General features: G+C 53.6%; 23 protein-coding genes and 1 tRNA gene. 12 read left to right on the top strand and 12 right to left on the bottom strand.

The features are described from left to right. The 6 genes from FE839_RS23850 to proB all read right to left on the bottom strand — a co-directional run. On the bottom strand, positions 1-273 hold a 273-nt coding region (locus FE839_RS23850; RefSeq protein ID WP_138363207.1), incomplete at its 3' end, for a helix-turn-helix domain-containing protein. 201 nt (positions 274-474) lie between these two features. Next, complete coding sequence (locus FE839_RS23845) at positions 475-879, bottom strand: type II toxin-antitoxin system YafO family toxin (protein ID WP_138363206.1); 405 nt, start codon at positions 877-879, stop codon at positions 475-477. Further along, positions 876-1169: a type I toxin-antitoxin system antitoxin YafN gene (gene yafN, locus FE839_RS23840; RefSeq protein WP_138363205.1), complete on the bottom strand. Its 294-nt coding sequence runs from the start codon at positions 1167-1169 to the stop codon at positions 876-878. The genes FE839_RS23845 and yafN overlap by 4 nt, the downstream gene beginning before the upstream one ends. Before the next feature lie 648 nt (positions 1170-1817). Beyond that, a tRNA-Thr gene (locus FE839_RS23835) sits at positions 1818-1893 on the bottom strand. A 113-nt stretch (positions 1894-2006) separates the two neighbouring features. Continuing rightward, positions 2007-3260 (bottom strand): glutamate-5-semialdehyde dehydrogenase, encoded by a 1254-nt coding sequence (gene proA, locus FE839_RS23830; RefSeq protein WP_138363204.1) that lies wholly within the window; start codon positions 3258-3260, stop codon positions 2007-2009. A 10-nt stretch (positions 3261-3270) separates the two neighbouring features. Beyond that, a complete protein-coding gene (gene proB, locus FE839_RS23825; protein WP_138363203.1) occupies positions 3271-4374 on the bottom strand; it encodes a glutamate 5-kinase in 1104 nt (367 codons plus the stop codon). Between the two features lie 290 nt (positions 4375-4664). On the opposite strand from proB, the gene phoE reads away from it, so the two are divergent. Continuing rightward, positions 4665-5720 carry a phosphoporin PhoE gene (gene phoE / locus FE839_RS23820; RefSeq protein ID WP_138363202.1) on the top strand — a complete coding sequence of 352 codons (1056 nt, stop codon included), beginning with the start codon at positions 4665-4667 and terminating at the stop codon, positions 5718-5720. A gap of 61 nt (positions 5721-5781) precedes the next feature. Here phoE and FE839_RS23815 read toward each other — a convergent pair whose 3' ends face one another. Then, on the bottom strand, positions 5782-6345 hold the full coding sequence (locus tag FE839_RS23815; RefSeq protein WP_138363201.1) for a C40 family peptidase: 564 nt from the start codon (positions 6343-6345) through the stop codon (positions 5782-5784). A 335-nt stretch (positions 6346-6680) separates the two neighbouring features. On the opposite strand from FE839_RS23815, the gene FE839_RS23810 reads away from it, so the two are divergent. Continuing rightward, on the top strand, positions 6681-7625 hold the full coding sequence (locus tag FE839_RS23810; protein ID WP_138363200.1) for a LysR family transcriptional regulator: 945 nt from the start codon (positions 6681-6683) through the stop codon (positions 7623-7625). Here FE839_RS23810 and FE839_RS23805 read toward each other — a convergent pair. Continuing rightward, positions 7622-8689 (bottom strand): ABC transporter substrate-binding protein, encoded by a 1068-nt coding sequence (locus FE839_RS23805; RefSeq protein WP_138363199.1) that lies wholly within the window; start codon positions 8687-8689, stop codon positions 7622-7624. The genes FE839_RS23810 and FE839_RS23805 overlap by 4 nt on opposite strands. A gap of 224 nt (positions 8690-8913) precedes the next feature. Between FE839_RS23805 and FE839_RS23800 the strand changes: the two genes are divergently transcribed. From FE839_RS23800 to FE839_RS23785, 4 genes are all read left to right on the top strand, one after another. Beyond that, the gene (locus FE839_RS23800) at positions 8914-10482 is read left to right on the top strand and encodes an ABC transporter permease (RefSeq protein ID WP_138363198.1); all 1569 of its coding nucleotides are present in this window, start codon (positions 8914-8916) and stop codon (positions 10480-10482) included. Next, positions 10479-11222, top strand: coding sequence for an ABC transporter ATP-binding protein (locus FE839_RS23795; protein ID WP_138363197.1), 744 nt, complete (start codon positions 10479-10481; stop codon positions 11220-11222). Before FE839_RS23800 ends, FE839_RS23795 begins: the two co-directional genes overlap by 4 nt. A 22-nt stretch (positions 11223-11244) precedes the next feature. Beyond that, a complete protein-coding gene (locus FE839_RS23790) occupies positions 11245-13032 on the top strand; it encodes an aryl-sulfate sulfotransferase (protein ID WP_138363196.1) in 1788 nt (595 codons plus the stop codon). Positions 13033-13289: 257 nt separating this feature from the next. After that, entirely contained in the window at positions 13290-13952 is a 663-nt protein-coding gene (locus FE839_RS23785) for an HAD family hydrolase (protein WP_138363195.1), read from the top strand. A 103-nt stretch (positions 13953-14055) separates the two neighbouring features. Here the strand turns inward: FE839_RS23785 and phnE (FE839_RS23780) are convergent, their stop codons facing one another. The 4 genes from phnE (FE839_RS23780) to phnC form a co-directional block, all read right to left on the bottom strand. Continuing rightward, positions 14056-14937, bottom strand: coding sequence for a phosphonate ABC transporter, permease protein PhnE (phnE, locus tag FE839_RS23780; protein ID WP_138363194.1), 882 nt, complete (start codon positions 14935-14937; stop codon positions 14056-14058). Then, a complete protein-coding gene (gene phnE, locus FE839_RS23775) occupies positions 14934-15806 on the bottom strand; it encodes a phosphonate ABC transporter, permease protein PhnE (protein WP_138363193.1) in 873 nt (290 codons plus the stop codon). The genes phnE (FE839_RS23780) and phnE (FE839_RS23775) overlap by 4 nt, the downstream gene beginning before the upstream one ends. Before the next feature lie 64 nt (positions 15807-15870). Further along, complete coding sequence (phnD, locus tag FE839_RS23770; protein WP_138363192.1) at positions 15871-16812, bottom strand: phosphonate ABC transporter substrate-binding protein; 942 nt, start codon at positions 16810-16812, stop codon at positions 15871-15873. A 23-nt stretch (positions 16813-16835) separates the two neighbouring features. After that, entirely contained in the window at positions 16836-17678 is an 843-nt protein-coding gene (gene phnC, locus FE839_RS23765; protein WP_138363191.1) for a phosphonate ABC transporter ATP-binding protein, read from the bottom strand. A gap of 970 nt (positions 17679-18648) precedes the next feature. Between phnC and ecpR the strand changes: the two genes are divergently transcribed. The 6 genes from ecpR to FE839_RS23735 all read left to right on the top strand — a co-directional run bounded on the left by ecpR (position 18649) and on the right by FE839_RS23735 (position 25734). Further along, on the top strand, positions 18649-19191 hold the full coding sequence (ecpR, locus tag FE839_RS23760) for an ECP biosynthesis operon DNA-binding transcriptional regulator EcpR (protein WP_138363190.1): 543 nt from the start codon (positions 18649-18651) through the stop codon (positions 19189-19191). Between the two features lie 173 nt (positions 19192-19364). Further along, positions 19365-19952: a common pilus major fimbrillin subunit EcpA gene (gene ecpA, locus FE839_RS23755; RefSeq protein ID WP_138363189.1), complete on the top strand. Its 588-nt coding sequence runs from the start codon at positions 19365-19367 to the stop codon at positions 19950-19952. Between the two features lie 256 nt (positions 19953-20208). After that, positions 20209-20877 (top strand): EcpB family pilus assembly chaperone, encoded by a 669-nt coding sequence (locus FE839_RS23750; protein ID WP_138363188.1) that lies wholly within the window; start codon positions 20209-20211, stop codon positions 20875-20877. 25 nt (positions 20878-20902) lie between these two features. Continuing rightward, a complete protein-coding gene (locus FE839_RS23745; protein WP_138363187.1) occupies positions 20903-23428 on the top strand; it encodes a fimbrial biogenesis outer membrane usher protein in 2526 nt (841 codons plus the stop codon). Further along, positions 23418-25061 carry a fimbrial adhesin EcpD gene (gene ecpD, locus FE839_RS23740; protein ID WP_138363186.1) on the top strand — a complete coding sequence of 548 codons (1644 nt, stop codon included), beginning with the start codon at positions 23418-23420 and terminating at the stop codon, positions 25059-25061. Before FE839_RS23745 ends, ecpD begins: the two co-directional genes overlap by 11 nt. Continuing rightward, a complete protein-coding gene (locus FE839_RS23735) occupies positions 25030-25734 on the top strand; it encodes a fimbria/pilus periplasmic chaperone (protein WP_138363185.1) in 705 nt (234 codons plus the stop codon). Before ecpD ends, FE839_RS23735 begins: the two co-directional genes overlap by 32 nt. Positions 25735-26330 lie beyond the last annotated feature (596 nt).

Here is a 26330-nt window from a genome sequence, read left to right as displayed (position 1 = left end):
GCTCCTGTGCTGGCCGTGAGCCGGGAATGCCACAGCATAATCAACAACAGCCCGCTCAGTGGCCTCATCGGTTCGGTTTTTAAGGTTAGGAGCGCGACGGCTACGATTTATCAACGCATCCACGCCACCTTTATCGGCCAGCTCACGATAACGATAAAACGTATCGCGGGAGACGCCCATGATTTTGCAGGCCTTCGACACGTTGCTGAGTTCTTCAGCCAGATTGAGCAAACCGGCTTTGTGTTTGATAACGGGATTGGTAGTATGAAGCATGAGAGTTACCTCGTGTTTTGTATAAGGATTCGACACCCATATCAAAACCGGTAACTCTCAACCTTTCAAGGCCATGTGTCAGATCAAGTCGCGACTAATACACACTATCATATTGATAGTATTAACTAATATTCTGTTTCAACTACCTACATGCCCCCATATGTTTTTCTGCCCTGAATAACTGGGTGTTTTTTGACCAGATTAATATTTCATCTTGAACGCTTCGGCTATCATCCCGATCTTATGCATATGGTTATTGTTGCGTGCCATTTTATGCGCTTCGGGTTTCAGGATGATAATCAGCAGGTAGGCATCAGGATCCATCGTACCTTGGCAGTATACCAAATGCGCCTGATCGCTGGTTCGTTTGAACTGACGTAAAAACTGCGGGAAAGGGGCATCCGCATCGGCAAGATGAATGTGGGCCACCTGCTCTTCTTTTACCAAGGGATAGGTGCAGTCATCATCGTAAGGCGCATCACGCCCAAAAATATCTGGCAATACACCGTCTTTTTTGTAGGACAGAAAATCCGCTGCCAAATCATCAAGCTCTTGTTGGCTTAATTGCTGACGGATCAGTGCTGACTTGAAAACCCTAATACTCATTCCGTGAACTCGGTCAGATCCTTGTCGGAGGCGTTTTGCAGCAGTTTTTGTCCACTATCCGCAATGTCACTTAAACGTTCAGCCGTTGGCCTAAAACGCGCAGCGGTATGCACCTTGCCCTGCTTTTCTTCCAACAGATCGATCAGCTCTTCAAACACCTTTGCACTGATCATGTAGCCAGCGGGACGGTTGTTGGAGAGAACAGCAACCGGTTCATCAATGAAATATTTCGCCGGGTTCTTTCTTAACTCAGTGATGTTGATAGATTTTTCTGCGAGGATGCGTTCCATAGCTCACCTAAAGGCGTGTTTTATTACATACATTATAATGTACATCAAAGTGTGCATCAATTTTTGTGTATTTATAAAACCTTTAGAGACATCATGTAAGTATCCCGGAAATCCGCGCCATTCTCTTTTAGAGAGTGGTTTACGCTACCCTGGAAGAGAGCATAGAGATCTATGGGCCTGCCCCATTCCTGATGATTTCAGGATTTAGTGAACTTCCGCTTCACGCCCTGAGACATTCGACAAGCTTTTTATGGCTTCAGTAAAGGCGAGTGTCGCGCTTCGAGAGCCAGCAAATACTTTGCTTCATCCTACAGGGTTCTGGTCTTCCAGCAGCGGTAAATGATCCTTATCCATTTGAATGTATGTTGTTGTAGTAACATCCTTTCGACTCATCCGTGCAAGTAGTGAACTGGACTGGACTGACAACATCCGTAACCAGAAGCCATCAAAGTAGTAATATTGCTCAAAAGACAAGATAGAGGGGAGCTTCAAGGTAAGACATGCTGTTAGCATACCCTTGCATTGGGCCACAAACAATCTCACTGTACCTGCCACAATTTTGCCACACTCATAACGCGCAAAAATGCACATTAGTGTTGAACAAAGCAAAACACTGCAATAGTAACTTAATGATTTTACGAGAAAAGATGGTGCCGATAATAGGAGTCGAACCTACGACCTTCGCATTACGAATGCGCTGCTCTACCAACTGAGCTATATCGGCCCTGCAAGATGCGCTTACGAGCGTAAACACGGGGTAGAAGGTTAAAACTAACCGGGTGATGCGTCAATAGCCTTGCGAATCAAGTGGCTGATTTTGCATCACCCTCGCCATAATTAAGCACGGATAGTATCGTCGCCGAAACCAATCCACTTATAGGTCGTCAGCGCTTCCAGACCCATCGGGCCGCGTGCGTGCAGCTTCTGGGTGCTGACCGCCACCTCCGCGCCGAGGCCGAACTGGCCACCGTCGGTAAAACGGGTTGAGGCGTTAACATACACCGCAGAGGAATCCACCTCGTTAATAAAGCGGTTTGCATTGCTTAACGAGCGCGTCAGGATAGCGTCTGAATGCTGGGTGCCATGCTCGCGAATATGGGCCACGGCCTCATCCTGATCGGCAACCACTTTGACGTTCAGATCCAGCGACAGATATTCATTGTTATACTGTTCCGCTTTCACTGGTTCTACGCTTGCCGGACCACCTTGTAGCAAGGGCAGGGCGCTCGCGTCGGCATGCAGGCTGACGCCGCTCTCCGCCATTTGCTGGCTTAATGCAGGCAGGAAGCGCCCGGCGATATCCTGATGCACCAGCAGCGTTTCGACAGAGTTACAGGCGCTGGGGCGCTGCACTTTGGCGTTAACGATGACTTTTAGCGCTTCGGTAATATCGGCGGAATCGTCGATAAAGATATGGCATACGCCAATCCCGCCGGTGATCACCGGAATGGTTGACTGCTCGCGGCACAGTTTATGCAGACCCGCGCCGCCGCGAGGGATCAGCATGTCGATATACTTGTCCATCTTCAGCATCTCACTGACCAGCGCGCGATCCGGACTCTCAATCGCCTGGACGGTGGCTGCCGGTAGGCCGCACTCCTGCAGCGCCTGCTGAATGACTTTCACCGTGGCGGCGTTAGTGCGCCAGGTCTCTTTGCCGCCGCGCAGAATCGCCGCGTTGCCGGTTTTCAGGCATAAAGAGGCGACGTCAACGGTGACGTTTGGGCGGGCTTCGTAAATCACGCCAACCACGCCCAGCGGCACGCGACGTCGCTCGATACGCAGGCCGCTGTCGAGCAGACCACCATCGATCACCTGACCAACCGGATCGGCAAGGTTGCAGACTTGCCGGACATCGTTCGCAATCCCGCTCAGACGCGTCGGGTTGAGCGCCAGGCGGTCAAGCAGCGCCTCGCTTAAACCGCTGGCGCGTGCTTCTGCCAGATCTTCCGCGTTTGCGCACAGAATCTCTTCGGCCTGCGCTTCAAGATAGTCGGCAATCTTTTCCAGCACCTGATTCTTTTCGCGGCTGGAAAGCTGCGCGAGTTTATATGAGGCCGCTTTGGCAGCAATGCCCATTTGTTCCAGCATTTTCAGCTCCTTAACGGATAATCATATCGTCACGATGGACGGCGACCGGACCATATTCATAGCCCAGAATGGCATCGATCTGCTGCGAGTGCTGCCCGGCGATACGGCGCAGAGCATCGCTATTATAACGGCTGACGCCGTGGGCGATATCACGGCCGTCAAGATTACGAATACGGATGACTTCACCACGCGAGAAGTTGCCGGCGACGGTCTTAATTCCTTTCGGCAGCAGGGAACTGCCGCGCTCAAGAATCGCCTGGGTCGCACCGGCGTCGACGGTAATCTCACCGGCCGGCGGCGCGCCGAAAATCCAGCGTTTGCGGTTTTCCAGCGGCGACGCCTGCGCGTGAAAACGGGTCCCGACGGAAACGCCTTCCATAACGTCGCCAATCACCCCTGGACGGCTGCCGGCGGCGATAATGGTGTCGATACCCGCGCGGCAGGCGACATCGGCGGCCTGCAGTTTAGTACCCATACCGCCGGTACCTAATCCCGACACGCTATCGCCGGCGACCGCGCGCAGGGTGTCATCAATACCGTAAACATCTTTAATTAGTTCGGCCTGCGGGTTATTGCGCGGATCGGCGGTGAACAGTCCCTGCTGATCGGTCAGCAGCAGCAGTTTATCGGCGCCCGCCAGAATAGCGGCCAGCGCCGACAGGTTATCGTTATCGCCAACTTTAATTTCAGCGGTCGCCACGGCATCATTTTCATTAATGATTGGCACGATGTTGTTATCCAGCAGCGCGCGCAGGGTATCGCGGGCGTTGAGAAAACGCTCGCGGTCTTCCATATCCGCACGCGTCAGCAGCATCTGGCCGACGTGAATACCGTAAATAGAAAACAGCTGTTCCCACAGCTGAATAAGGCGGCTTTGGCCGACGGCCGCCAGCAGTTGTTTGGATGCGATGGTCGCGGGCAGTTCAGGGTAGCCGAGGTGCTCACGTCCGGCGGCGATCGCCCCGGAGGTCACTATCACAATTCGATGACCCGTCCCGTGCAGCTGTGCGCACTGGCGCACTAATTCGACGATATGGGCGCGGTTCAGGCGGCGGGATCCGCCTGTTAAAACACTGGTGCCCAGTTTTACCACCAGCGTCTGGCTGTCACTCATGATTCTCTGCCGTTCAAAAAGGAATTTCGATATCGAGTTGATGTTGTAACAGGAGTCAGGCCGCTTGCCAACACCTGGCGTCATGGATGCGCCACTTCCTTGTGCGGATCGGGCATTCTGGCGGGGGAGTATGACATTTTTATGATGGAAATAATTAAATACCCTTTTTTAGAAAAAGTTCCATCTTGTCATAGATTTTTAATATTCGAGCGTTAAAAAAACAGCAGTTTTTAACCGGGCTGCGGCCCGAAATTGATTGGCGCGTATAAATAAATTACCAGGACTGAATAATGAAAAAGCGTTCACTGGCATTAATGATGATGGGTCTTATTGCTACTTCGGCGACACAAGCAGCAGAAGTTTATAATAAAGACGGTAATAAACTGGACGTCTATGGCAAAGTCAGGGCGATGCATTATCTGAGTGACTATGACAGCAAAGATGGCGACCAGACTTATGTGCGTTTCGGGATCAAAGGCGAAACGCAGATTAATGACCAACTGACTGGCTATGGCCGTTGGGAAGCGGAATTCTCCGGCAACAAAGCGGAAAGCGACGCTACCCAGAAAACGCGCCTGGCCTTCGCTGGCCTGAAACTCAAGAACGTTGGTTCATTTGACTATGGCCGTAACCTCGGCGCGCTGTACGACGTTGAAGCCTGGACCGATATGTTCCCGGAATTTGGCGGCGACTCCTCCGGGCAGACGGATAACTTTATGACCAAGCGCTCCAGCGGCCTGGCAACTTACCGCAATACCGATTTCTTCGGCCTGGTTGATGGGCTGAACCTGACCCTGCAATATCAGGGCAAAAACGAAGGCACTCGTGACCCCAGCAAGCAGAATGGCGACGGTTTTGGCTCCGCAGTAAGCTATGACTTTGGTGGCAGCGACTTCGCTATCAGCGCGGCTTACACCAGCTCCGACCGTACCGACGCTCAGAATCAACTGACGCGCGGCACCGGTAAAAAAGCGCAGGCCTGGGCGACGGCGCTGAAATATGACGCCAACAATATCTACCTGGCGACCATGTATTCGGAAACCCGCAAAATGACGCCAATCAGCGGCGGTTTTGCGACTAAAGCGCAGAACTTTGAAGCCGTGGCTCAGTACCAGTTTGACTTTGGTCTGCGTCCGTCTCTGGGCTACGTGTTGTCAAAAGGCAAAGATATTGAGGGGGTGGGTGATGAAGACCTGGTCAACTACATTGATGTCGGCATGACTTATTACTTCAATAAAAACATGAACGCCTTTGTTGATTACAAAATTAACCAGCTGAAGAGCGATAACAAACTGGGTATCAACGATGATGATATCGTCGCTGTGGGGATGACCTACCAGTTCTGATAACTTAACGTTAAGACAAAGTAAAGCCGCCGTGATAACAGGGCGGCTTTGCTATTGGTAATTAGCGATTTTTCGCCAGATGCAGATTATCGTTATTCATCGTGATCTGGGTATTATATTCCTTCGGCAGGCGACGCGCCTGGTAGAATACTGATTTCCAGTACGGATTATCCAGCGACGAGCGCATAACGCCCTGGCTGGCGGAAGCATGAAGGAAATTATGGTCAGTGTCGTAGAAACCGACGTGCATACCGCCTTTAATACGGAAGAAAACCAGATCGCCAGGGCGTAACTGCTGCGGGCTAACGCGGACCCCCATATGCAGAAGTTCGCGCGTAGTGATGCGCGCCATCGGCAGGTTGAAACGATCCTTTAGCGTACGCCAGACAAAACCGGAGCAGTCAACCCCACTCTGTTTCGTGCCGCCCCATTCGTAGGGCGCGCCTTCCCAGGTATGCATCTGGTCATGCAGAGCGGCGATCACCGGGATCAGGTCATCTGAACCTTCGTCGATAGTCGAATGGCTATGCAGCGCGACGGTTTTATGCGGTTTAGATGTGGAGGAACATCCTGCCAAAAGCAAAAAAGGAACCAATAATAGCGCGTGAGCAAGTTTAGGCTTCATATCATTATTTTTCGTTACAAGGGAACGGACCGAGGTCTTTTATAGCCGATTCGCTACTGTGTCAGAATGACCAAACGCAAAATTTACGAAACCTTACGTAAATAATATATGTCGGGTGGTGCCGTGAGAATCAGCAACCATTATTTACGCCAAAACAGCGTATCCATCATTAATAATTTTTTTCTTCGGGAAACAATATTTCACAAAGGCGAGGCTGGCTGACTTATTCAGATTCAGGTCAAGGTGAAAGTGAAAGATCCTCATCATCCCGGCATTGCGCAACCTGGTTGCCCTCCAGTACTTTTGTGTAATAAAAAAGAGAGTGGGACGAGCCTATGCATTTGGATTTTCGCCAACTGCGCAACTTTGTGGCGTTAGTTGAGTACGGCAGTTTTAATCGCGCCGCGGAGGTGGTATGTCTGTCGCAATCGGCGTTCAGCCGCAGCATTCAGGCGCTGGAGCAGAGTATTGGCCATCCTTTATTTGACCGCCAGGGCAAGCTGCCGACGCTAACACTGCACGGGCAAAAGCTGCTGCCTTACGCCCGCCGTTTTCAGGAACTGAACGTTGAACTCAGCAGCCAGTTGCGCGAGGCGGATGATGCGCAGAACGGTGAAGTCGCTTTTGGCTGCGGTCCGGGGCCCGTAGCCGGGCTGATTCCCGGCGCTATCGGTGAGTTTCATCGTCTGCTGCCGCAGGCGAGGGTGCGCTTTCATATTGATAACTGGATTACCCTGCATCAAGCGCTCACCACACAGCAGTATCCCTTTGTGGTCGCCGATAGCTGGCAGGCTGAGCTGGATCCGCAGCTACGCGTTCAGCCGCTCAGCCCGCGGCGCTGCTTTTTCGTCTGTCACGCCGACCATCCGCTGGCTAAACAGGGTGCGGTCTCTATTCAGTCGATGTTGCGCTATCCCTTTGTGGCGCCCTGTCTACCGCCTGGCGTGCGGAAAGTGCTGGCGACGCTCAGCCAACAGCAGGACTTTACTCCGGCGATTCAGTGCGATCACCTCTATGCGCTTTTCTCCATTCTGGCCCATACCGACGCGATAAGTTTCGCCAGCGAAGATGGCTTCGCCCTTTGCCAGCACAGCCACCGGCTGGTCAGGCTGGAGCTCAGCGATCTGCCCGATGAGTGGCGGCTGATGCAGACCCGGTTCGCCATTATTTCCCCGGTCCACGCGGTTCTGCCACCGCTGGTGGAGAAGCTGATTGAGATTATTCTCCATACTGACCGCCAGTCACCGCTTCAGTTGTTGGCTCAGAACGGGAGAACTTAACCGGCGCTGACCGGCTGGCCTTTCGCATCGTACAGCGGCCAGTGTTTTTCCAGTTGCTGGGTTTTCAGCGCCTGCTCGACAAACTTGCCGTCTACCCACTGACTCACATCAAAAGCGCTGCGGATCAGGCGGCCAGCGTGGGCCTGTTCGACGCTGCTGCTAAAGCTATCGCTCAGGAACGGGTCGATGCGCGGTGAGGTGACAAAATTCAGATCCTGCGGCTGTAATTTTTCCAGAAATAGCGCCTGCGGAATCTGGCTTTGCTTCGCCATCTCGGCGGACCAGGCATCGCGATTCGCAGGGTCGCTGATTTCAGCCGCGTTTTTCACCAGTACATTAATAATCTGCTGGGTTGCCTGGGGCCACGCGTCAATAAACGCCTGGCTCCCGAGGAAGGCCGCCTGGGTGGTGTTCTGACGACCGAAATCACCGCTTTTCGCCACCACATCTATCTTATCGCCGCGTAATGCCAGCAGAGAAACGCCGCCCCAGACAGCATCAACGCGGCCTGCCGCCAGCGCCGCTTTTCCGGCGTTCCAGTCAAGATTGATGACCTGCAAATTACGTTCGTTAAGCCCGACAGTTTGCAGGGCCCGGTCAAAGGCTAACTGATCTGCCGTGCCGCGATACACCGCCACCCGTTTTCCTTTCAGATCCGCCAGCGTTTTTATCCCCGAGGCTTTGGTCGCCGCAAGGTAAGATTCCGAACCGCGGCTGCCCAGCAGCAAGCGCGTTGGCAGCCCGCTTGCTTTGCCGATAATCGCCGCCAGGTCGCCGAGATAGACAAAATCAAGCTGCTGGTTGGCTAACGCTTCATTCACCGCCGGACCCGCACCTTTAAAAAATTGCCATTTAATCTCCACCCCTTGCGGCTTAAATACCGTTTCCAGTTGATGGCGGATAAACGCCATGCCGACCGGTCCCTCAATAAACGGTTTACTGCCAGCGCTTTGGTCCGGTACGCCGATGCGAATCGTATGTAGCGCCTCGGCCTGGACATGTGTCAGCAGGCCGATAATCGTAACTAACGCCAGAAGGGTGCGGCTAAAAAATGCTTTCATCATAATTTGTTGTTCCCTTACGTTTTTTTCTTCACCGTAAAGAACAGCCCGGCGACCTGTTAAATGCTTTTATTCGCAAAGCATTGCATAAAAAAAGCTAAATCAGAGGTCGCGCGCCCGGCAGGCCGAAATGCATTTGATGCATCGGCATTATTCCCTTAACGCAATGGCGGTGCAGCGCGAGTCACGTTCTTATAGCGGCATAACTTCCCGAAACGTGGATCGATATGTCGCAGATGATCTTAAGAACCGAAGCCCCCGGCAGGCCTGACTTCAGGCTTAACGGCTGGCCGTGGCTGCTACCCGCGTTATTGCTGCTGCTGTGGTACGTCGCCGCCCGAGAACGGTGGATGCCGGAACAAATTCTGCCCGCGCCGTCGGTGGTTGCCGATACCGCGCTGTCGCTGCTGAGCGGCGATCTGCTGGCGCAATGGGGATTTAGCCTCCAGCATCTGGCGCTTGGTCTGCTGCTGGGCGCCATTGTCGGAACGCTGCTGGGCGCACTGTTTGGCCTGGTGCCGGCGGTCGCGCAGCGGGTGGAGCCGCTGTTTTATGCCCTGGCGCAAATCCCGACGCTGGGCTGGATCCCTCTCTTTATGGTGCTGTTCGGTATTGATAACGGTCTTAAGCTGGCGGTTATCGTCAAAACCACCATTGTGCCGATGGTCATCAACACGCAACAGGCGGTTGCCAGCGTGCCGCTGCTCCTGAGCGAAGCCGGAAGCGTGATGAATTTCTCTCGCTGGCAGCGGCTGCGCTGGCTGGTGATCCCGGCAAGTCTGCCGGGCTGGTTTACCGGCCTGCGGTTGGCGCTTTCGCAGGCCTGGGTATCGCTTATCGTTGTCGAACTGCTGGCTTCCTCTGAAGGCATTGGCTACCTGATGGTCTGGGGGCGCCAGCTGTTTCAACTGGATATCGTCTTTGTCACCATTGCGGTTGTGGGCCTTAGCGGCATGCTGATGGAGTGGGCGGCGAACCGGGCCTGTTCCCGATTGGTGTTCTGGCCGCAACCGGCCGCCGGACGCCTGGCCTGCAAACCGCGGGCCCGCTGGCGAGCGCTACCGCTGCCGTTCGTACTGTTGGCGCTGTGGCAACTGGCCAGCCAGTGGGGCTGGATCGATAGCGCATTATTCTCTTCGCCGCTGGCGGTGGCGGAGCGTTTTGTCCGTGGGGTCACAAGCGGAGAGCTGACCGCTGCGATGCTGGCAAGCCTCGGACGGGCCGTTGTTGGCGGCGCGCTGGGGATCGCCAGCGGTCTGTTATGCGGGCTGCTGCTGGCGCTACGTCCGCGCGCCGGGCAGATCTTTACCCCTACGTTTAATGTACTGCGCCATATCGCACTGTTTGCCTGGCTGCCATTGCTGACCGCATGGGTCGGCAATGATAACGGCGGCAAAATTGTCTTTATCGCGCTGGCCTCGTTCTTTCCCATGTTCTTTAGCACCCTTCAGGCTGTGTTTCAGCGTAGCCCGCAGCTCGATGAAGTCGCCAGAGTGTTGCGCCTGGATGGCATTGCGCGCTTGCGCAGGCTGATTCTTCCCGGCGCCGCGCCGGGGATTTTTGCCGGTCTGCGGCTGGCGCTGATTTACGCCTGGCTTGGCAATATTGGCGCAGAGTATTTCATGTCCTCCGGTGTCGGGATCGGCAGCCTGATGATCAATGCTCAGCAGTTGCTGGATATGCCAACCATTCTCTGCGGTATGGTGCTGGTCGGTATTACCGGCGCGGTGCTGGATAAAACCGGGCGTTTACTGGAAATGCGCGCCACTCGCTGGCGACAACGGGAGCAACTATGACCTCTTCGACTCTGGTCTCTTTTCGCCAGGTACGTAAATCCTGGCAACAGGTAACGGCGCTACACAATTTCAGTCTGGATATCGCCGCCGGTGAACTGGTGGCGCTGGTGGGCAGCAGCGGCTGCGGTAAATCGACGCTGCTGCGGATGCTGGTGGGCCTGGAGTCGGCGACTCAGGGTGAAATTCGCATTAATGGCGAGCCGGTAACGGGCGTGGGTAAAGAACGGGGCATTGTATTTCAGGAGCCGCGTCTGTTTCCGTGGCTTAACGTTATCGACAACGTGATGCTTGGCCTGGCGGACGAAAAGCTCAGTCGGGCGGCGAAACGCCAGCGGGCGCAGGAAATGCTGGATCGCGTGCAGTTAAGCGAATTCGCCAGTGCGTTGCCCGCTCAGCTTTCCGGCGGAATGGCCCAGCGGGTCGCCATCGCCCGTGGTCTGGTCGCCCGTCCGCAGATCCTGATGCTGGATGAACCTTTTGGCGCGCTGGATGCCCTGACGCGCCATACCCTGCAGCAGGAGCTCTTACAGATCCACCAACGCGCGGGAACCACCACGTTGCTGGTGACACACGATGTTGAAGAGGCGGTAGCGCTCGCCGACCGGGTGGTGGTGCTCACGCCGCGTCCGGGGAGGATACGCGAAGTAGTGAGTTTAACACTGCCGCATCCACGCCAGCGTGACGATGACGGGTTTACCGCCGCCTGCCGCCAGATTCGCAATCTGATTACTTCTGACTGATTTTTTTATTAAGGAGCAACACATGGGACATCCTTCTGTCTATCCGACTGGCGCCACGCTTTACGATCCCCAGCGCGCCTGGAGCGGCTACACCCTTTTCCAGGCGACGGAATACGGCGCGGTACTGGTGGATATGAACGGTCACGTCGTGCGTGAATGGCCTGAACTGCACGGCTTTCCCAATAAAATTCTGCCCGGCGGCACGATCCTTGGTCACAGCGGTGAGCGTGACCCGCGCTACGGTATGCAGGATATGCTCGACCTGATTCAGGTGGACTGGGAAGGTAATGTGACCTGGAAATTCGACCGTTACGAGCAGGTGAGCGACCCCGGCAATGAAACACGCTGGATGGCGCGCGCGCATCACGATTATCAGCGTGCGGGCAATCCGGTGGGTTACTACGCGCCGGGGCTGGAGCCGCAGGTTGAGGGAGGCAACACCCTGATCCTCGCCCATACCAATCTGGTTAATGACGCGATCTCCGACAAGCTGCTGCTGGATGACGTGATTATTGAAGTCGACTGGCAGGGTAATGTTGTATGGGAGTGGCGCTGCAGCGATCATTTTCACGAACTGGGATTCGACGACGCGGCGCGCACTGCGCTGTACAATAATCCAAACATGCGTGCCAGCGGCGGCGGAATGGGCGACTGGATGCATATCAACTCGATGTCGGCGTTAGGACCGAATAAATGGTATGACGCCGGTGATGCGCGCTTCCATCCCGATAATATTATCTGGGACGCCCGCGAATCCAATATTATCGCCATCATTGATAAGCCGAGCGGCAAGATCGTCTGGCAGCTTGGCCCGGACTACAGCAAACCGGAGCTGAAGCATATCGGCTGGATTATCGGCCAGCACCATGCGCATATGATCCCGCAAGGGCTGCCGGGCGCGGGCAATATCCTGATTTTCGATAACGGCGGCTGGGCCGGATACGGCGCGCCAAATCCGGCGTCGGCGGACGGGGTGAAAAACGCCTGGCGCGACTACTCCCGAATACTTGAGATCAATCCACTGACTCTCGATATTGAGTGGCGCTATTCGCCTTATGAGGCGTCTCTGCCGCAGCCAACCGACTCTTACCGTTTCTACAGCCCCTATATCAGCAATATGCAACGTCTGGAAAACGGTAATACCTTGATTAACGAAGGTTCGAATGGCCGCATTTTTGAAGTGACCCGCGACCATGAGATCGTCTGGGAATATATTTCGCCGTTCTGGGGCAAAACGCTGAACAACAATATGGTTTATCGCGCTTACCGTATCCCTTACGCCTGGATACCGCAGCTCGCACAGCCCCAGGAAACGCCGATTGTGGCGGTGGATGTGCGTACCCTGCGTCAGCCCGGCGCGGCGGCGGCGGGTCCGGCGCAGAGCGTGGTGCGGGTAGCAGGCGTAAAACCATACAGTAAAAGCGCCGATGCGTTATGTGTGGCGACCGATAATGACACGTTGCGCCGCAGCCCGAAACTGTTCCGCGTTGCGGAAAGCGCGTTCAGGCCGATAAGCGCGGCGAGCGAGCTGGAGAGCGGTCAGCCAATACTATTATTTGTTGGCGCGGAGCGCTGTGTGCATTGCCGCAAACTCTGGCAACAGCTGGGAAATCAAAAAATTAGCCAGCGGACCGCTCAGCTTGATACGCGTTATCTGGATGCCGACCAGCATCAGGCGCTGGCGAGCGAGCTGGGCGTTCGAGGATTGCCGACGCTATTGCTGTTAAAACCGGGGCAACCGACAGTCCGCGCGCCTGCGCAGGCCTCGGTGGAAAGTCTATTCGACTGGCTCAATAGCGCACTGGCATGATCCGGTGATAGCGCCCTTTTATCCTGCGTTGTGGCGCCTGTAAGTGGTTTTTATCGCTACGTCAGCGTGGTTTTGATCATCTTTGCGGGTCGGCCATCGAGATGCTGGCGATACTTGCGGGATAATGTCGCTGTTTTGCGCGGCGAAAGTGAACGCCGCGCTGCCCGTAATCCGGGCATTTCGCCCGCGTCATTCTCTTGTCACTGTTCTTGACGCATACTCTCGCGAGACCATCTGCTGATTATGGAAAACGAACGATGAGTAAAAGACTGACAATTTTCGATCTGGATAACACCTTAATTAAGGGCGATAGCAGCACGGTGTGGAGTCGCTTTATGGTGCGTGAAGGCTGGGTGAACGATCCGGACTATCTGGCGCGTGAAGCGAAGATGATGGCTGACTACGATTGCGGCGAAATGAATATCGCCGATTACGTGGCTCTGATTCAGGCGCCGCTGATCGGTGTAGCCAGGCCGGAAGTGGATAGCCTGCTGGCGCGCTGCGTTCGCGAAGAGATCGTGCCGCGCGTTTATCCGCAGGCGTGGGACGTTATTCGGACACAACAGGCGCGCGGCGAACAGATGCTGATTATCTCCGCATCGGTTAGCCTGCTGGTGCAGGCGGTCGCGAAGGAACTGGGCATTGCACAGGCGCTGGGGATTGATGTGGAGATGGTTGACGGCGGCTATAGCGGCGTGATTGCCGGCACGCCGAGCTATCAGCAGGGGAAGGTGGTGCGTCTGGCGCAGTGGCGACAGGCGCACCCCGAATACTCAGGCGAGACGACGTTCTATACCGATTCGATTAACGACCTGCCGCTGTGTCTGCATGTCGACCACGTGCGGCTGGTCAACCCTTGCCCGCAGCTGATAGCGGCGAATGTGCAGTATCAGTGGCCGGTGCTGGAGTGGCGGTTGTGATTTCCCCGGCGCTAAATGCGTTATCCGGGTTACCTGTTCGTGCGGTCAGGTAGCCCGGAAGACGCAGCACGCCGCCTCCGGGAATGTTGTTGTGATCGCGCAACTAATCAGGTTTAAACAACGGCACCACGCTACCGCCGATATAGCGGCGGCGCAGCCAGGCGGAAAGCGTATCCATCACCATCACCACCGCGACCAGAATCAGGGTGATAAACATCACGACATCCCAGTTCCATAAGCGCATATTTTCCGCGTAAATCAGGCCGATGCCGCCCGCGCCGACAAAACCGAGTACCGCGGCTGAACGGGTATTGGATTCAATCTGATACAGACTCAGCGCCAGAAACGTCGGGAAAGATTGAGTGAAAATGCTAAAGCGATGTTTCTGTAAACCGTTGGCGCCTACTGCGGTTAGCCCGCGACCCGGCGCGCGGTCAACCGCCTCATGTCCTTCGGCATACAGACGACCCAGCAGACCGGTATCCTGCATGATAATCGCCAGTACCCCGGCCAGCGGCCCGAGCCCGACGGCGCGGACAAAAATCAACCCCCAGATCGCCATATCAATCCCGCGCAGGATATCAAACAATCGGCGCATCAGCAGAGCGATAATCCCCGGAATAACGCCGCGCATAATGTTGCGTGCGGCAAGAAATGAGAGCATGAGGGCGATCACCGTTGCGGTAATTGTGCCGGCAAAAACGATAGCCAGGGTAATGGCGATTTGCGTGAAATAATAACCGAACGGCCAGTTGAAAAAGTCATGCCAGACGAACATCCGCAGCAGATAGCGACCGATTTGCTGAACCCCGGTGATGAGTTGCTGGCCGCTGATGCCGAATTGCATAAAAAACCAGACATAATAGAGCACGCAGGTCAGCGTCAGCAGGGCGACATAGCGCAGATAGCGTCCCTGGACCTGATACAAATCTTGATGCTGGCGACGGCTGGCGGCGATATCCGGTTGGTTCTGCCACTGACTCATTGTTTCCCCTCCACAACCCAGCGCCGCAGACGGCCGGACAGAATATCCAGCAGCGACACCACGATAATAATCAACAACAGCGTAATGCTGACCTGATCGTAACGATCCAGTTTGATATTGGTCATCAACTCCTGGCCGATACCTCCGGCGCCCACCAGACCAAGAATGGTTGAGGAGCGAAAGTTAATTTCCAGACGCATAAAACCGTAGGAGAGAAAAATAGGTTTCACCTGAGGCCACAGAGCGAAACGGATGCGCTGCAACCGAGACGCGCCGCAGGCGGCCAGGCCGCGGACCGGTTTATCCTGTGCGCTCTCTACCGCTTCATAAAACAGCTTGGTTAGGCTGCCGATGGTGTGCAGCATTAAGGCCAGAAAGCCGGGGATCGCCCCGATGCCAAAGGCCATGACGAAAATGACCGCCCACGCCAGTTCCGGCATGGTGCGCAGAAAAGCCACCAGCACGCGCACGGTAAAGCGCAGCGGGGCCGGGGACCAGGCGTTATTGGCGGCGACAAACGCCAGCACCGTGGCGCTTGCCACAGCCACCAGCGTGGACGCCAGCGCCAGCTGTAGCGTCTCCCAGATCAGCGGCAGTTGTATCGGCAGACGATAGCCCCACCAGGCCAGCGAACCTTTGGTGTGCGAATCGGCAAACAGTTCGGCAACATGGAGAGTTGGCAAGGTTTCAAGCATGTAATCGAGAAAGTTGGGCAGCGAATGCCAGATCGTAAAGAGATTAAATTCCGCCATATTGCCAGCGGCGAAATAGAGCACCAACAGTAGCACTGACCAGCTGAAAGTATCGCGCTTTTGCCGCGCGCGAACCTGCTGATAATAGCGTTCAAATTCGGTATGAGTGTTATTCATGTGTCGCGATGTCTCTACCAGTCGCCGCCGGCGATAAGTGCCGGGCGGCGGCATCAGGGCGGGGTTAACGTGCGTTAACCAGTTCGCGTTTCATATCAATGATCTGCTGGAAATCAGCCACGCTGCCCGGGCCGATATGTTGCGTACCGCCCATCGCTTTGATGAAACAGGCGTGATCGTCAGTATCCAGCTTTTTAATCGCGGTGATGACTTTGGCTTTAAAGTCCGCTGGCAGGGCGTTGCTGACCAGAATCGGGCCATTTGGGATCAGCGGTGATTTCCAGATAATACGGATTTGCTTCATCAGGTCCGGGTGATCCATACGAATCAGACGGTTGAAGGCGCCGACGCTGTAGCCGGTATTATAGTCGCCCACCATTGAAGTCCAGGTTACCGCGCCGGCAAACTGGCCGTTCAGCACGCCAAGAATGTCCTGTTCGTGCCCGCCGGAGAAGGTCACGCTGGAGAAAAAGTGGTTATATTCATTATCCGAGGTGCCGCCGAACTGCTGTTTAAACGCGTGGTTCGGAATTAAAAAACCGGAAGTGGAATCCGGGTCGGCGAAGCCAAACGCTTTGCCTTTCAGGTCTTCTAACTTTTTATACGGGCTGTCCGCTTTAACAATCACCACCGAGTGGTAGCCGCGGGACTGATCTTTATCATCCACGGCAATCCCCACAATATCGACGGCCTTTGGATTATTAAGATAAACCGAGGCATACGATGAGGGGGACATACTTAATACCACGTCAACTTTGCCGCCCAGCAGGCCCTGGATAACGCCGGAATAGTCGGAAGAGTTACGTAATTTCGTATCGACGTTCAGCGCTTTATCCAGGAACTGTTTAACGCACTGGTTATCACCAATTTGCTGCGTTGCGTTCTGACCGCCAAGGATACCCAGATTTAACTCCTTCGGTTGTTCAGCGGCGCTTGCCTGCCACGCCATCATAATGCCTGCAACCGCTGCGGATAAACGAACTGCGCCAGTGATGTACTTTTTCATTATTTTGTCCGTGTGAGTGAAATTTAATGCAATTGGCTAATTTCATCGCCATACAGCCGTTGCAGAATATCCTGACTAAGCTGAGTGGGATGGTCGTCATAAATAATCTTGCCTTTGGCTACGCCAATAACCCGGGTGCAATATTCACGCACCAGCTCCACCGAATGCAGGTTTACCATCACGCTGATACCCTGTTCGCTAATTTCGCGAAGAACATTCATGATGCGCTGGGTATTTTTCGGATCCAGAGAGGCGACCGGTTCATCGGCCAGTAAAATTCGGGGGCTTTGCATCAGCGCCCGGCAGATAGCGACACGCTGCATCTGACCGCCGGAGAGGTTTTCCGCCCGTTGTAGCGCGTGGGGCAGCATATTCATCCACTCCAGCAGGGAGATAGCGCGGGCCCGGTCGGCATCAGAAAAGACTTTGAATAATGATTTCAGAGTTGAGGTCTGGCTTAGCCGTCCCAGCAACACATTGGTTAAAACGTCAAGGCGCGGGACCAGACAGAAGTCCTGAAAGATCATTCCGCACTGGCTACGCCAGGCGTTTAATGCACGCCCTGACAGCGTTGAGATTTCCTGCGCCGCCCCGACTTCCGGATAGCTCAGGATCTCGCCGCCGCTGGCCCTATGGGTGCCATTCAGTACATGCAAGAGGGTCGATTTTCCGGCGCCGGATCGACCAATCACGCCAACTAACTCGCCGGCATAAAGATCAAAACTGATGCTATCCAGCACGGTTTGTTGTGCACTGTAGGATTTACTCAGATTCTGTACGCTCAGGACCTTTCGTTGTCGGTGAGTCAATGGGGGGGAAAATTGCTGATAGTCGCTTTCCACAACCTCAGCCAGAGAACTGTTCATAAACGTGTCCGGGTTTGTCATTCAACTGGACACTATTTATGGCGTTTTATATGACGGCCCGATGACAGTAAGACGAACAAATAATGAACTCGCCAGTGGCCGGTGAAAGGAGCACCCTCTTATATTATGCGGCTTGCGTCACGGCCTCCCTTCTCAGGATTCGCGTCAGTGTTGTTCAACGTTGTTTAACAATGAACGTCACGGTCAGTAGAGGAGGTAAAGCCGTCTTAACGGGCTTTGGACGCAACGACGACACCATAACCTGATACGGGACATCGCCTGATGCCTGCAATTTGAATTGTGCAGGAGGGGATTTTAAGAATTCTCATCACAGGCTTCAGATTTTTAGGGGGACGCGCTGATAACGACGCTGTTGTATGCTGTTGTGATGTATCTTGCATGATGTTGGATATAGATTATACGGTTGCGATTGATTTTTATTATCGTTCATGGAATTTTAATCTTTTTTAATTATTTTTTATGGTTTTTAATTTTATTAATTAAGTTAAATTTCTTTATTTTATTCTTTATTGTTTGTGTTTTATAGTTTTAAATTCTTTTTTAGTTGATGTTTTTTGTTATTTTTATTTTTTTGAGTGAATATTTTTGTGAGAATAGTCTTAATAGATTATGGCTAAGATCCTGGTAAATATAATAATCATTTAAGAACTAGCGTGCAGGCGACTAATAACCACATGAAAGTAAATGATTTTTATGTTTAACGTAATATTCTTATTTTTATTATTTAGATATCATTTGGGTAGATTGTCATTTATCCTTTTTCACACTTATTGACACCCGTGGAGAAAAATCCTAAATTCTGAAACACAACAAACAGATGTTTTTAGTATTCTTTGCCTCAGGTGACCTTTTTTTCAAAGAGGAATTGACAAAATTATATTTTGCAGGCCAGGACTGTCAGCGGTGTTGTGATATGTTCGAGATTTCCAGGACTATGGGGTTGACTTATATGGAACGTAAATGCTCTCTGAGCAAATGCATCTGGCCGGCGCATGATAAATATTTTTTGAAGGGACTCTCCGAGCTGATACTGGATATTGATAGCTTAATTTATTTATCACTTGAAAAAGTGTGCAAAGAATTTGTTTTTATTAACCTTAGCGCCAGTTCGTTGAATTATTTTATTCGTCGCGATAATGAGTGGCTGGCAGAAATGAAGGGAAAACAAATTGTACTTATTGCGGCAAGGCGCTCTGAGGCTCTGGCTAATTATTGGTACTACAATAGCGCAATTCGTGGCGTAGTCTACGTCGACCTAACTAATAATATTCGTCAGGATCTGGCCTACGTTATTAATGGCCGTTTTCTGAGGAAGGATATCAAGAAAGAAAAGATCACCAACAGGGAAATGCAAATAATTCGCATGACGGCGCAAGGAATGCATCCGAAATCTATCGCCAGAATTGAGAATTGCAGCGTGAAGACGGTTTATACTCATCGCCGGAATGCCGAAGCCAAACTGTATTCAAAAATACATAAATTAGCGCTTTAGCGGTCTGATTATTTTTTTGTGAACGTAATTTTTAAATATGTGCGCAAGGTCATTATACCGCCAGTCATTCAGGTCACAGGCAATATTTATATGGCCTGAGCCCTGAATAATGGCGGGAAATGCGCACAGAAGTGGGACATCGGGTCTCTCATTAAACTCAGGAAGAAAATGCTATGAAAAAAAAGGTTCTTGCAATTGCTCTGGTCACTGCGTTTGCCGGTGTGGGGGTTGCTCAGGCAGCAGATGTGACTGCTCAGGCAGTCGCAACCTGGTCGGCAACCGCTAAAAAGGATACCACCAGTAAGCTGGTGGTGACGCCGCTGGGCAGCCTGGCTTTCCAGTATGCCGAAGGCATTAAAGGATTTAATACGCAGAAAGGTCTGTTTGATGTGGCTATTGAAGGTGATACCACCGCCACCGCGTTTAAACTGACGTCCCGCCTGCTGACTAATACCCTGACTCAACTGGATACCTCCGGTTCCACTCTCAGCGTCGGCGTTGATTATAACGGCGTGGCAGTCGAAAAAACGGGTGACACCACCATGATTGATACGGTTACGAACACGCTGGGTGGTAATCTCAGCGCGCTGTCCACTGGCTATAACGCTTCTGGCCGTACAACTGCGCAGGACGGCTTCACGTTCTCCATCATCAGCGGTACCACTGATGGTACGACTGCTGTGACGGATTTCAGCACGCTGCCGGAAGGTATCTGGAGTGGTGACGTCAGCGTCCAGTTCGACGCGACCTGGACCAGCTGATCCGACTATAGCCTCGGTCAGGGGGAAGCCCCTGCCTGAGGCTGATGACAAATCTGGAACAGATATTGTGCTCGTATTTCCGTCAGGTGGCGGCTAATGCCTGGTTAGGTCTACAAAACCAACAATATCATTATGTTATGTGTTTTTCGTAGGCCCGAGTAAGCGAAGCGCCACCGGGCAATTTCAGAACAACGTACTTTGTCAGCAATTTGAGGCAAGGGGGAAGCCCAGGCCTTATTTCACGGACTGAATTCATATGAAAAATCACATTCTGGCCATCGGCCTGTTGCTTAGTGGAATGACGCCAGCCCTGGCGCTGGATGTGGGCGACATCTCCTCATTTATAAACAGCGACAGCAGTACGTTAAGTAAAGAGATCAGAAATACAACCGACAGCGGTCGCTTAGTCAATATACGTATGGAGCGCCTCAGCTCACCGCTTGATGACGGCAACGTGATCCCGATGGATAAGCCGGATGAAATTTTACTGACCCCTGCCAGCCTGTTGCTGCCTGCACAAGCCAACGACGTGATCCGTTTTTTCTATAAAGGTCCGGCGGACGATAAAGAGCGCTATTACCGCATCGTCTGGTTCGATCAGGCGTTAAGTGACGCTCAGCGCAACAGCGCCGCCCGCAGCGCGGTAGCAACGGCGTCGGCGCGTATCGGCACTATCCTGGTGGTGGCGCCGAGAAAGGTGAATTTCCGCTACCAGTATGCCGACGGAAAGTTGGTGAATACCGGCAACGCCACGCTGCGTATCCTCGCCTATGGGCCGTGCCTGAAGGCGGCTGAGGGGAAAGAGTGCAAGGAAAACTACTTCCTGATGCCGGGAAAAGAACGTCGCTTTACGCGTGTCAACGTGGCGGATAAAAGAGGGCGGGTCGCGCTCTGGCAGGGCGAGCAGTTTGTTCCCGTGAAATAGACATCTGTGCTAATGGACCACGACTATGTCTCTACCAGGGATTACCACAGGACTAAAAACGCTCCTTGCCTCGGGCATGGTTATTTTGTTCGTTCCACCCGGCGTCACCGCCGCTGTCGATAAGGTACAACAAATTGGCGGCGTGATGATTCCGCAGGCCTTCAGTCAGGCGCTGCAGGACGGGATGAGCATTCCTCTGTTTATTCACCTCGAAGGTAGCCGCGGTACTCAGGACGATCAGCGGATCGGCAACGCCTTTATCTGGCTGGATAATGACGTTCTGCGCGTACGGCAGATTCAGCTGGAGGAAAATGATAATAACGCCACGGTCAGCGAGCAGACCCGCAAACAGCTGACAGCGCTAACCAATGAAGCTTTCAGCAAAGAACTGAACATTAACCTGACCGACAACGCGCAGTTGCAGCTCAGTCTGCGCCAACTGCTGCTGCAACTGGTGGTGAAAAAAGAGGCCCTGGGCACTGTACTGCGTTCGCGCAGTGAAGATATCGGCCAGTCCAGCGTTCATTCGCTCAGCAGTACCCTGAACTATAACCTCGGGATTTATAACAATCAGATGCGTAATGGGGGCAATAACACCTCCAGCTACCTGTCGCTGAATAACGTCACCGCGCTGCGCGAACACCATGTGGTGCTGGATGGATCGTTGTATGGCATAGGTTCCGGTCGCCAGGACAGCGAAGTGTATAAGGCGATGTATGAGCGTGATTTTGCCGGTCATCGCTTTGCTGGTGGGATGCTGGATACGTGGAACCTGCAGTCTCTTGGTCCGATGACCGCCATTTCAGCAGGGAAGATCTACGGTGTTTCGTGGGGCAACCAGGCCAGCTCAACGGTGTTCGATAATACCCAGTCGGCCACGCCGGTCGTGGCTTTTTTACCCGCAGCCGGGGAAGTTCATCTTACTCGCGACGGGCGGCTGATGAGCGTACAGAACTTCGCGATGGGTAACCATGAAGTGGACACCCGCGGCCTGCCCTACGGGATCTATGATATTGACGTTGAAGTGATTGTGAACGGGCGGGTCGTCAGTAAACGTACGCAGCGGGTCAACAAGCTCTTCAGCCGCGGGCGCGGGGCCGGCGCGCCGTTGGCCTGGCAGTTCTGGGGAGGCAGTTTTCATATGGACCGCTGGTCCGGAGGCGGTAAGACGTCGCAGCCCGCAAAAGAGAGCTGGCTGGCCGGGGCTTCGGCCTCTGGCTCGGTTAGCGCGCTGAGCTGGTCAGCGACCGGCTACGGCTACGATAACAACGCTGTTGCTGAGACGCGACTGACGTTACCGCTGACGGAATCCGTCAACGTGAACCTGCAAAATATGCTGGCCAGCGACCGTTCCTGGAGCAATGTTGGCAGCATTAGCGTCACCTTACCCGGTGGGTTCAGTTCACTGTGGGTCAACCAGGAGAAAACCCATATTGGCGATCGGATACGGCGCAGCAATGCTGATAACCGGGCGATCGGCGGTACGCTGAACCTGAATGCGCTGTGGTCTAAACTGGGCACATTCAGCGTCAGTTATAACGACGATCGGCGTTATAACAGTCACTACTACACCGCCGATTACTACCAGACGCTCTACACCGGCACCTGGGGCTCGTTGGGCATGCGCGCAGGGCTCCAGCGTTTTAATAATGGCGATAGCAGCGCCAGCACCGGGAAATATATTGCGCTGGATTTCTCGCTGCCGCTCGGTAACTGGTTCAGCGCCGGAATGACGCACCAGAACGGCTATACCATGGCTAACCTGTCGGCGCGTAAGCAGTTTGATGAAGGCAGCATTCGTACCATCGGCGCGAATATCTCGCGGGCCATTTCCGGCGATACCGGGGATGACAAAACCCTCAGCGGCGGCGCCTACGCCCAGTTTGATACCCGCTACTCCAGCGGTACGCTAAATGTGAACAGCAGCGCGGACGGCTATGTGAATACCAATCTGACCGCCAATGGCAGCGTTGGCTGGCAGGGGAAAAATATCGCCGCCAGCGGGAGAACCGATGGCAACGCCGGGGTGATTTTCAATACCGGTCTTGAGGATGACGGCAAGCTGAGCGCCAGAGTTAATGGGCGCATTGTCCAGCTCTCCGGTAATCGTAATTACCTGCCGTTGTCGCCGTATAGTCGTTATGAAGTGGAACTACAGAACAGTAAAAATTCGTTTGACAGCTACGACATTGTTACCGGTCGCAAGAGTCATCTGACCCTTTATCCGGGGAATGTGGCGGTGATTGAACCGGAGGTAAAACAAATGGTGACGGTTTCCGGGCGCATCCGCGCTGAAGACGGCACGCTGCTGGCCAACGCGCACATTAATAACCATATCGGTCGCACCCGTACCGACGATAAGGGCGAGTTCGTGATGGATGTCGATAAAAAATATCCGACCATTGATTTCAGCTACGGCAAGAACCAGCGCTGTGAAGTCGCGCTGGAACTCAGCCAGGCACGCGGCGCAGTGTGGGTGGGCGATGTGGTTTGTACGGGGCTCTCCACCTGGGCCAGCGTACAGCCGACAGGAGAAGGTAATGAAAGCTAAGTGGCTGGCATGTTTTATCATGTTAACGGTGTCGCTGTGCGTGGCACGAACTTATGCGGCGGTGACGAAGACCGTCTTGAGCGATGCGCCCGCCATGTCATTCGTGTTCGTTGAAAACAACTCCGATGATAACTTTTTTGTCACCCCCGGAGGTGGGCTGGATCCGCGATTGACAGGCGCTAACCGCTGGACCGGGCTGAAATACACGGGTTCGGGTACGATTTATCAGCAGAGCCTGGGTTATATCGATAACGGTTACAACACCGGTCTGTACGCCAACTGGTATTTCGATATGTGGCTGGATAACTCGCCGGCGTCCTATCCCCTGCTCGGTCTGCGCTGTATCAACTGGTATTCGGGCTGCGATATGGCCACCAGCCTGATCCAGCCGCAAACCACCGATGCCAATGGTTTCTATGGCGTGACGGTGACGCCCGGCGGACAAAAATGGATGCATGGCATGATGTCCGACGCGTTCTATCAATATCTGCAACAGATGTCGGTAGGCAGCAGCTTTTCCATGACCATTAATGCCTGCATGACGTCGATCGGCTATGACGCCAGTAACGGCGGGCGATGTAAAGATCAGGATTCAGGCTACTGGTATGTGCGTACCGTTACGCATACCAAAGCGGCAAACCTGAAGTTAATTAACACCCATGCGCTGGCGGAAGTTTTTATTAACAGCGACGGGGTGCCGACCCTGGGCGAAGGTAATGCCGATTGCCGGACGCAGACCATTGGTAGCCTTGCTGGTCTGAGCTGCAAAATGGTTAACTACAGCTTGCAAACGAATGGTCTGAGTAATACTTCCATTCATATTTTTCCGGCGATTAGCAACTCGTCGTTGTCCTCAGCGGTGGGAGCCTATGATATGCAGTTCAGCCTCGATGGAAATTCGTGGCGGCCGGTGAGCGGCACGGCCTATTATTATACATTTAATGATATGAAGTCTGCGGACGCAATCTATGTCTTCTTCTCCAGTAATTTCTTTAAACAGATGGTGGCGTTAGGGATCAGCGATATCAATACCAAAGATCTGTTTAACTTCCGCTTTCAAAACACCACGTCACCGGAATCGGGCTGGTATGAGTTTTCCACCTCCAACTCGCTGGTTATTAAACCGCGTGATTTTAGTATCAGCATTATTTCCGATGAATACACGACTGCGCCGACGCGTGAAGGTTACGTTGGCAGCGGCGAACCGTCTCTGGACTTTGGCTATATCGTCACCACCAGCGGCCAGACTGCCGCCGATGAAGTGCTGATTAAAGTGACCGGCCCCTCGCAGGTTATTGGCGGACGCGCATACTGTATTTTTAGCTCATCAGACGGGGTAACGCGGGTACCGTTCCCGGCGACGCTCTCATTTCTTACGCAGAGTGGAACCACCAGAACCTATGACGCAGGGTGTGATGACAGCTGGCGCGATATGACCGACGCGCTCTGGTTAACCACCCCGTGGACCGATATTTCCGGCGATGTCGGGCAAATGGACAAAACAACGGTGAAATTTTCGATCCCCATGGATAACGCAATATCGCTGCGTACGGTAGAAGATAACGGCTGGTTTGGTGAAGTGAGCGCATCGGGAGAGATTCATGTCCAGGCGACATGGCGTAACATCAATTAACTGGCGGCGGATGGCTTTCTGCCTGCTGATCCTGTGGATAGCGCCAGGGGTACAGGCCATCTCTGTCGGTAACTTAACCTTTTCGCTAGCGGCGGATGCGGAGTTTGCCGCGAAGCGTGTGGTGAACAATAACAAAAGCGCGCGTCTGTACCGGATTTCGATTGTCGGTATCGACCGCCCTGGCGGCAAAGAAGTGCGCTCTCGCCCGGCGGACGGTGAACTGCTGTTTGCGCCACGTCAGCTTACGTTGCAGGCGGGAGAGAGCGAGTACTTTAAGTTTTACTACCACGGTCCGAAGGACAACCGCGAGCGCTATTACCGGGTTTCCTTTCGTGAAATTCCGACCCGTAATTACGTGATGCGCACTGACAGCGGTATGCAGATCAGTATGGATCCGGTGGTGGTGATGGAGACCATTCTGGTCGTACGTCCGCGTCAGGTCCAGTTTAAATGGGCCTATGACCGCGCGGCGGGCACCGTCAGCAATACCGGGAATACCTGGTTTAAGCTGCTGATCAAGCCTGGCTGCGATACCACGGAAGAAGAAGGGGATGCATGGTATTTACGGCCCGGCGACGTTGTCCGCCAGGCTTCACTGCGCCAGCCTGGCAATCATTACATCATCTATAACGATAAATTTATTAAAATGACCAAAGATTGCCCGGTGAAGTAGCCGGGCCATTTTTCGCAATGCCGTTCACTTAAGCAAATCATCGGTGTTGTCTTTTGTTTTATTTGCCTGTGGCAATCGCATTATCGGTGGTTTAAACGAAAATCTGATTCGGTTGATTCACTAACTGAGCTGATACGGGCTGAAATATAAAGGATATAACTTTTTTATGACTTTCAGCCTCTGAAAAGCCCCTGACGAATAACGGACTCACCGCATGGGGGTTGGGCGCATCAAGGAAACCTGGCGGGAACGCAGGCGCGCATCCAGGACTGGCCGCCAGGACGGCGGCCAGAGGGCGGGTCGAGACAGGGACGTCGAGTCCCGCCCGGTCCGCCAGATGAAGCCGGAGTGGAGCGGACCGCGCAGCGGCAGGTTTTCAGCGCAATGCCGGGGGTGCAGGGGGACGGGCGAAACGTCCCCCTGCCCGTTCACACGCTGTGGATATAACGAATATCCGCGTATTTATAGTGAACGGAACAGGCCACGGAATCTGAATGGGCGAAAATGAAAAATGCGCCATTTTCGCCAGAACCACCGATTAACAGAACCGCTCAGCCAGCCATAAACGCAACTGACAGCCTTTAACTGACCAGCAT

Origin of the sequence: Klebsiella indica (genome assembly GCF_005860775.1) — a bacterium.
GTDB lineage: Bacteria > Pseudomonadota > Gammaproteobacteria > Enterobacterales > Enterobacteriaceae > Klebsiella > Klebsiella indica.
This window is presented reverse-complemented; position numbering and strand designations above follow the sequence as displayed.

Coding starts and splice junctions, on each gene's coding strand:
- phnD (WP_138363192.1), bottom strand. CDS start 16,812: ATGAAAAAGTACATCACTGGCGCAGTTCGTTTATCCGCAGCGGTTGCA.
- FE839_RS23745 (WP_138363187.1), top strand. CDS start 20,903: ATGTCTCTACCAGGGATTACCACAGGACTAAAAACGCTCCTTGCCTCG.
- FE839_RS23785 (WP_138363195.1), top strand. CDS start 13,290: ATGAGTAAAAGACTGACAATTTTCGATCTGGATAACACCTTAATTAAG.
- phnE (WP_138363194.1), bottom strand. CDS start 14,937: ATGAGTCAGTGGCAGAACCAACCGGATATCGCCGCCAGCCGTCGCCAG.
- ecpA (WP_138363189.1), top strand. CDS start 19,365: ATGAAAAAAAAGGTTCTTGCAATTGCTCTGGTCACTGCGTTTGCCGGT.
- FE839_RS23750 (WP_138363188.1), top strand. CDS start 20,209: ATGAAAAATCACATTCTGGCCATCGGCCTGTTGCTTAGTGGAATGACG.
- proB (WP_138363203.1), bottom strand. CDS start 4,374: ATGAGTGACAGCCAGACGCTGGTGGTAAAACTGGGCACCAGTGTTTTA.
- FE839_RS23810 (WP_138363200.1), top strand. CDS start 6,681: ATGCATTTGGATTTTCGCCAACTGCGCAACTTTGTGGCGTTAGTTGAG.
- ecpD (WP_138363186.1), top strand. CDS start 23,418: ATGAAAGCTAAGTGGCTGGCATGTTTTATCATGTTAACGGTGTCGCTG.
- FE839_RS23815 (WP_138363201.1), bottom strand. CDS start 6,345: ATGAAGCCTAAACTTGCTCACGCGCTATTATTGGTTCCTTTTTTGCTT.
- proA (WP_138363204.1), bottom strand. CDS start 3,260: ATGCTGGAACAAATGGGCATTGCTGCCAAAGCGGCCTCATATAAACTC.
- phnC (WP_138363191.1), bottom strand. CDS start 17,678: ATGAACAGTTCTCTGGCTGAGGTTGTGGAAAGCGACTATCAGCAATTT.
- phnE (WP_138363193.1), bottom strand. CDS start 15,806: ATGAATAACACTCATACCGAATTTGAACGCTATTATCAGCAGGTTCGC.
- FE839_RS23800 (WP_138363198.1), top strand. CDS start 8,914: ATGTCGCAGATGATCTTAAGAACCGAAGCCCCCGGCAGGCCTGACTTC.
- FE839_RS23735 (WP_138363185.1), top strand. CDS start 25,030: ATGTCCAGGCGACATGGCGTAACATCAATTAACTGGCGGCGGATGGCT.
- FE839_RS23805 (WP_138363199.1), bottom strand. CDS start 8,689: ATGATGAAAGCATTTTTTAGCCGCACCCTTCTGGCGTTAGTTACGATT.
- yafN (WP_138363205.1), bottom strand. CDS start 1,169: ATGGAACGCATCCTCGCAGAAAAATCTATCAACATCACTGAGTTAAGA.
- FE839_RS23845 (WP_138363206.1), bottom strand. CDS start 879: ATGAGTATTAGGGTTTTCAAGTCAGCACTGATCCGTCAGCAATTAAGC.
- FE839_RS23790 (WP_138363196.1), top strand. CDS start 11,245: ATGGGACATCCTTCTGTCTATCCGACTGGCGCCACGCTTTACGATCCC.
- phoE (WP_138363202.1), top strand. CDS start 4,665: ATGAAAAAGCGTTCACTGGCATTAATGATGATGGGTCTTATTGCTACT.
- ecpR (WP_138363190.1), top strand. CDS start 18,649: ATGGAACGTAAATGCTCTCTGAGCAAATGCATCTGGCCGGCGCATGAT.
- FE839_RS23795 (WP_138363197.1), top strand. CDS start 10,479: ATGACCTCTTCGACTCTGGTCTCTTTTCGCCAGGTACGTAAATCCTGG.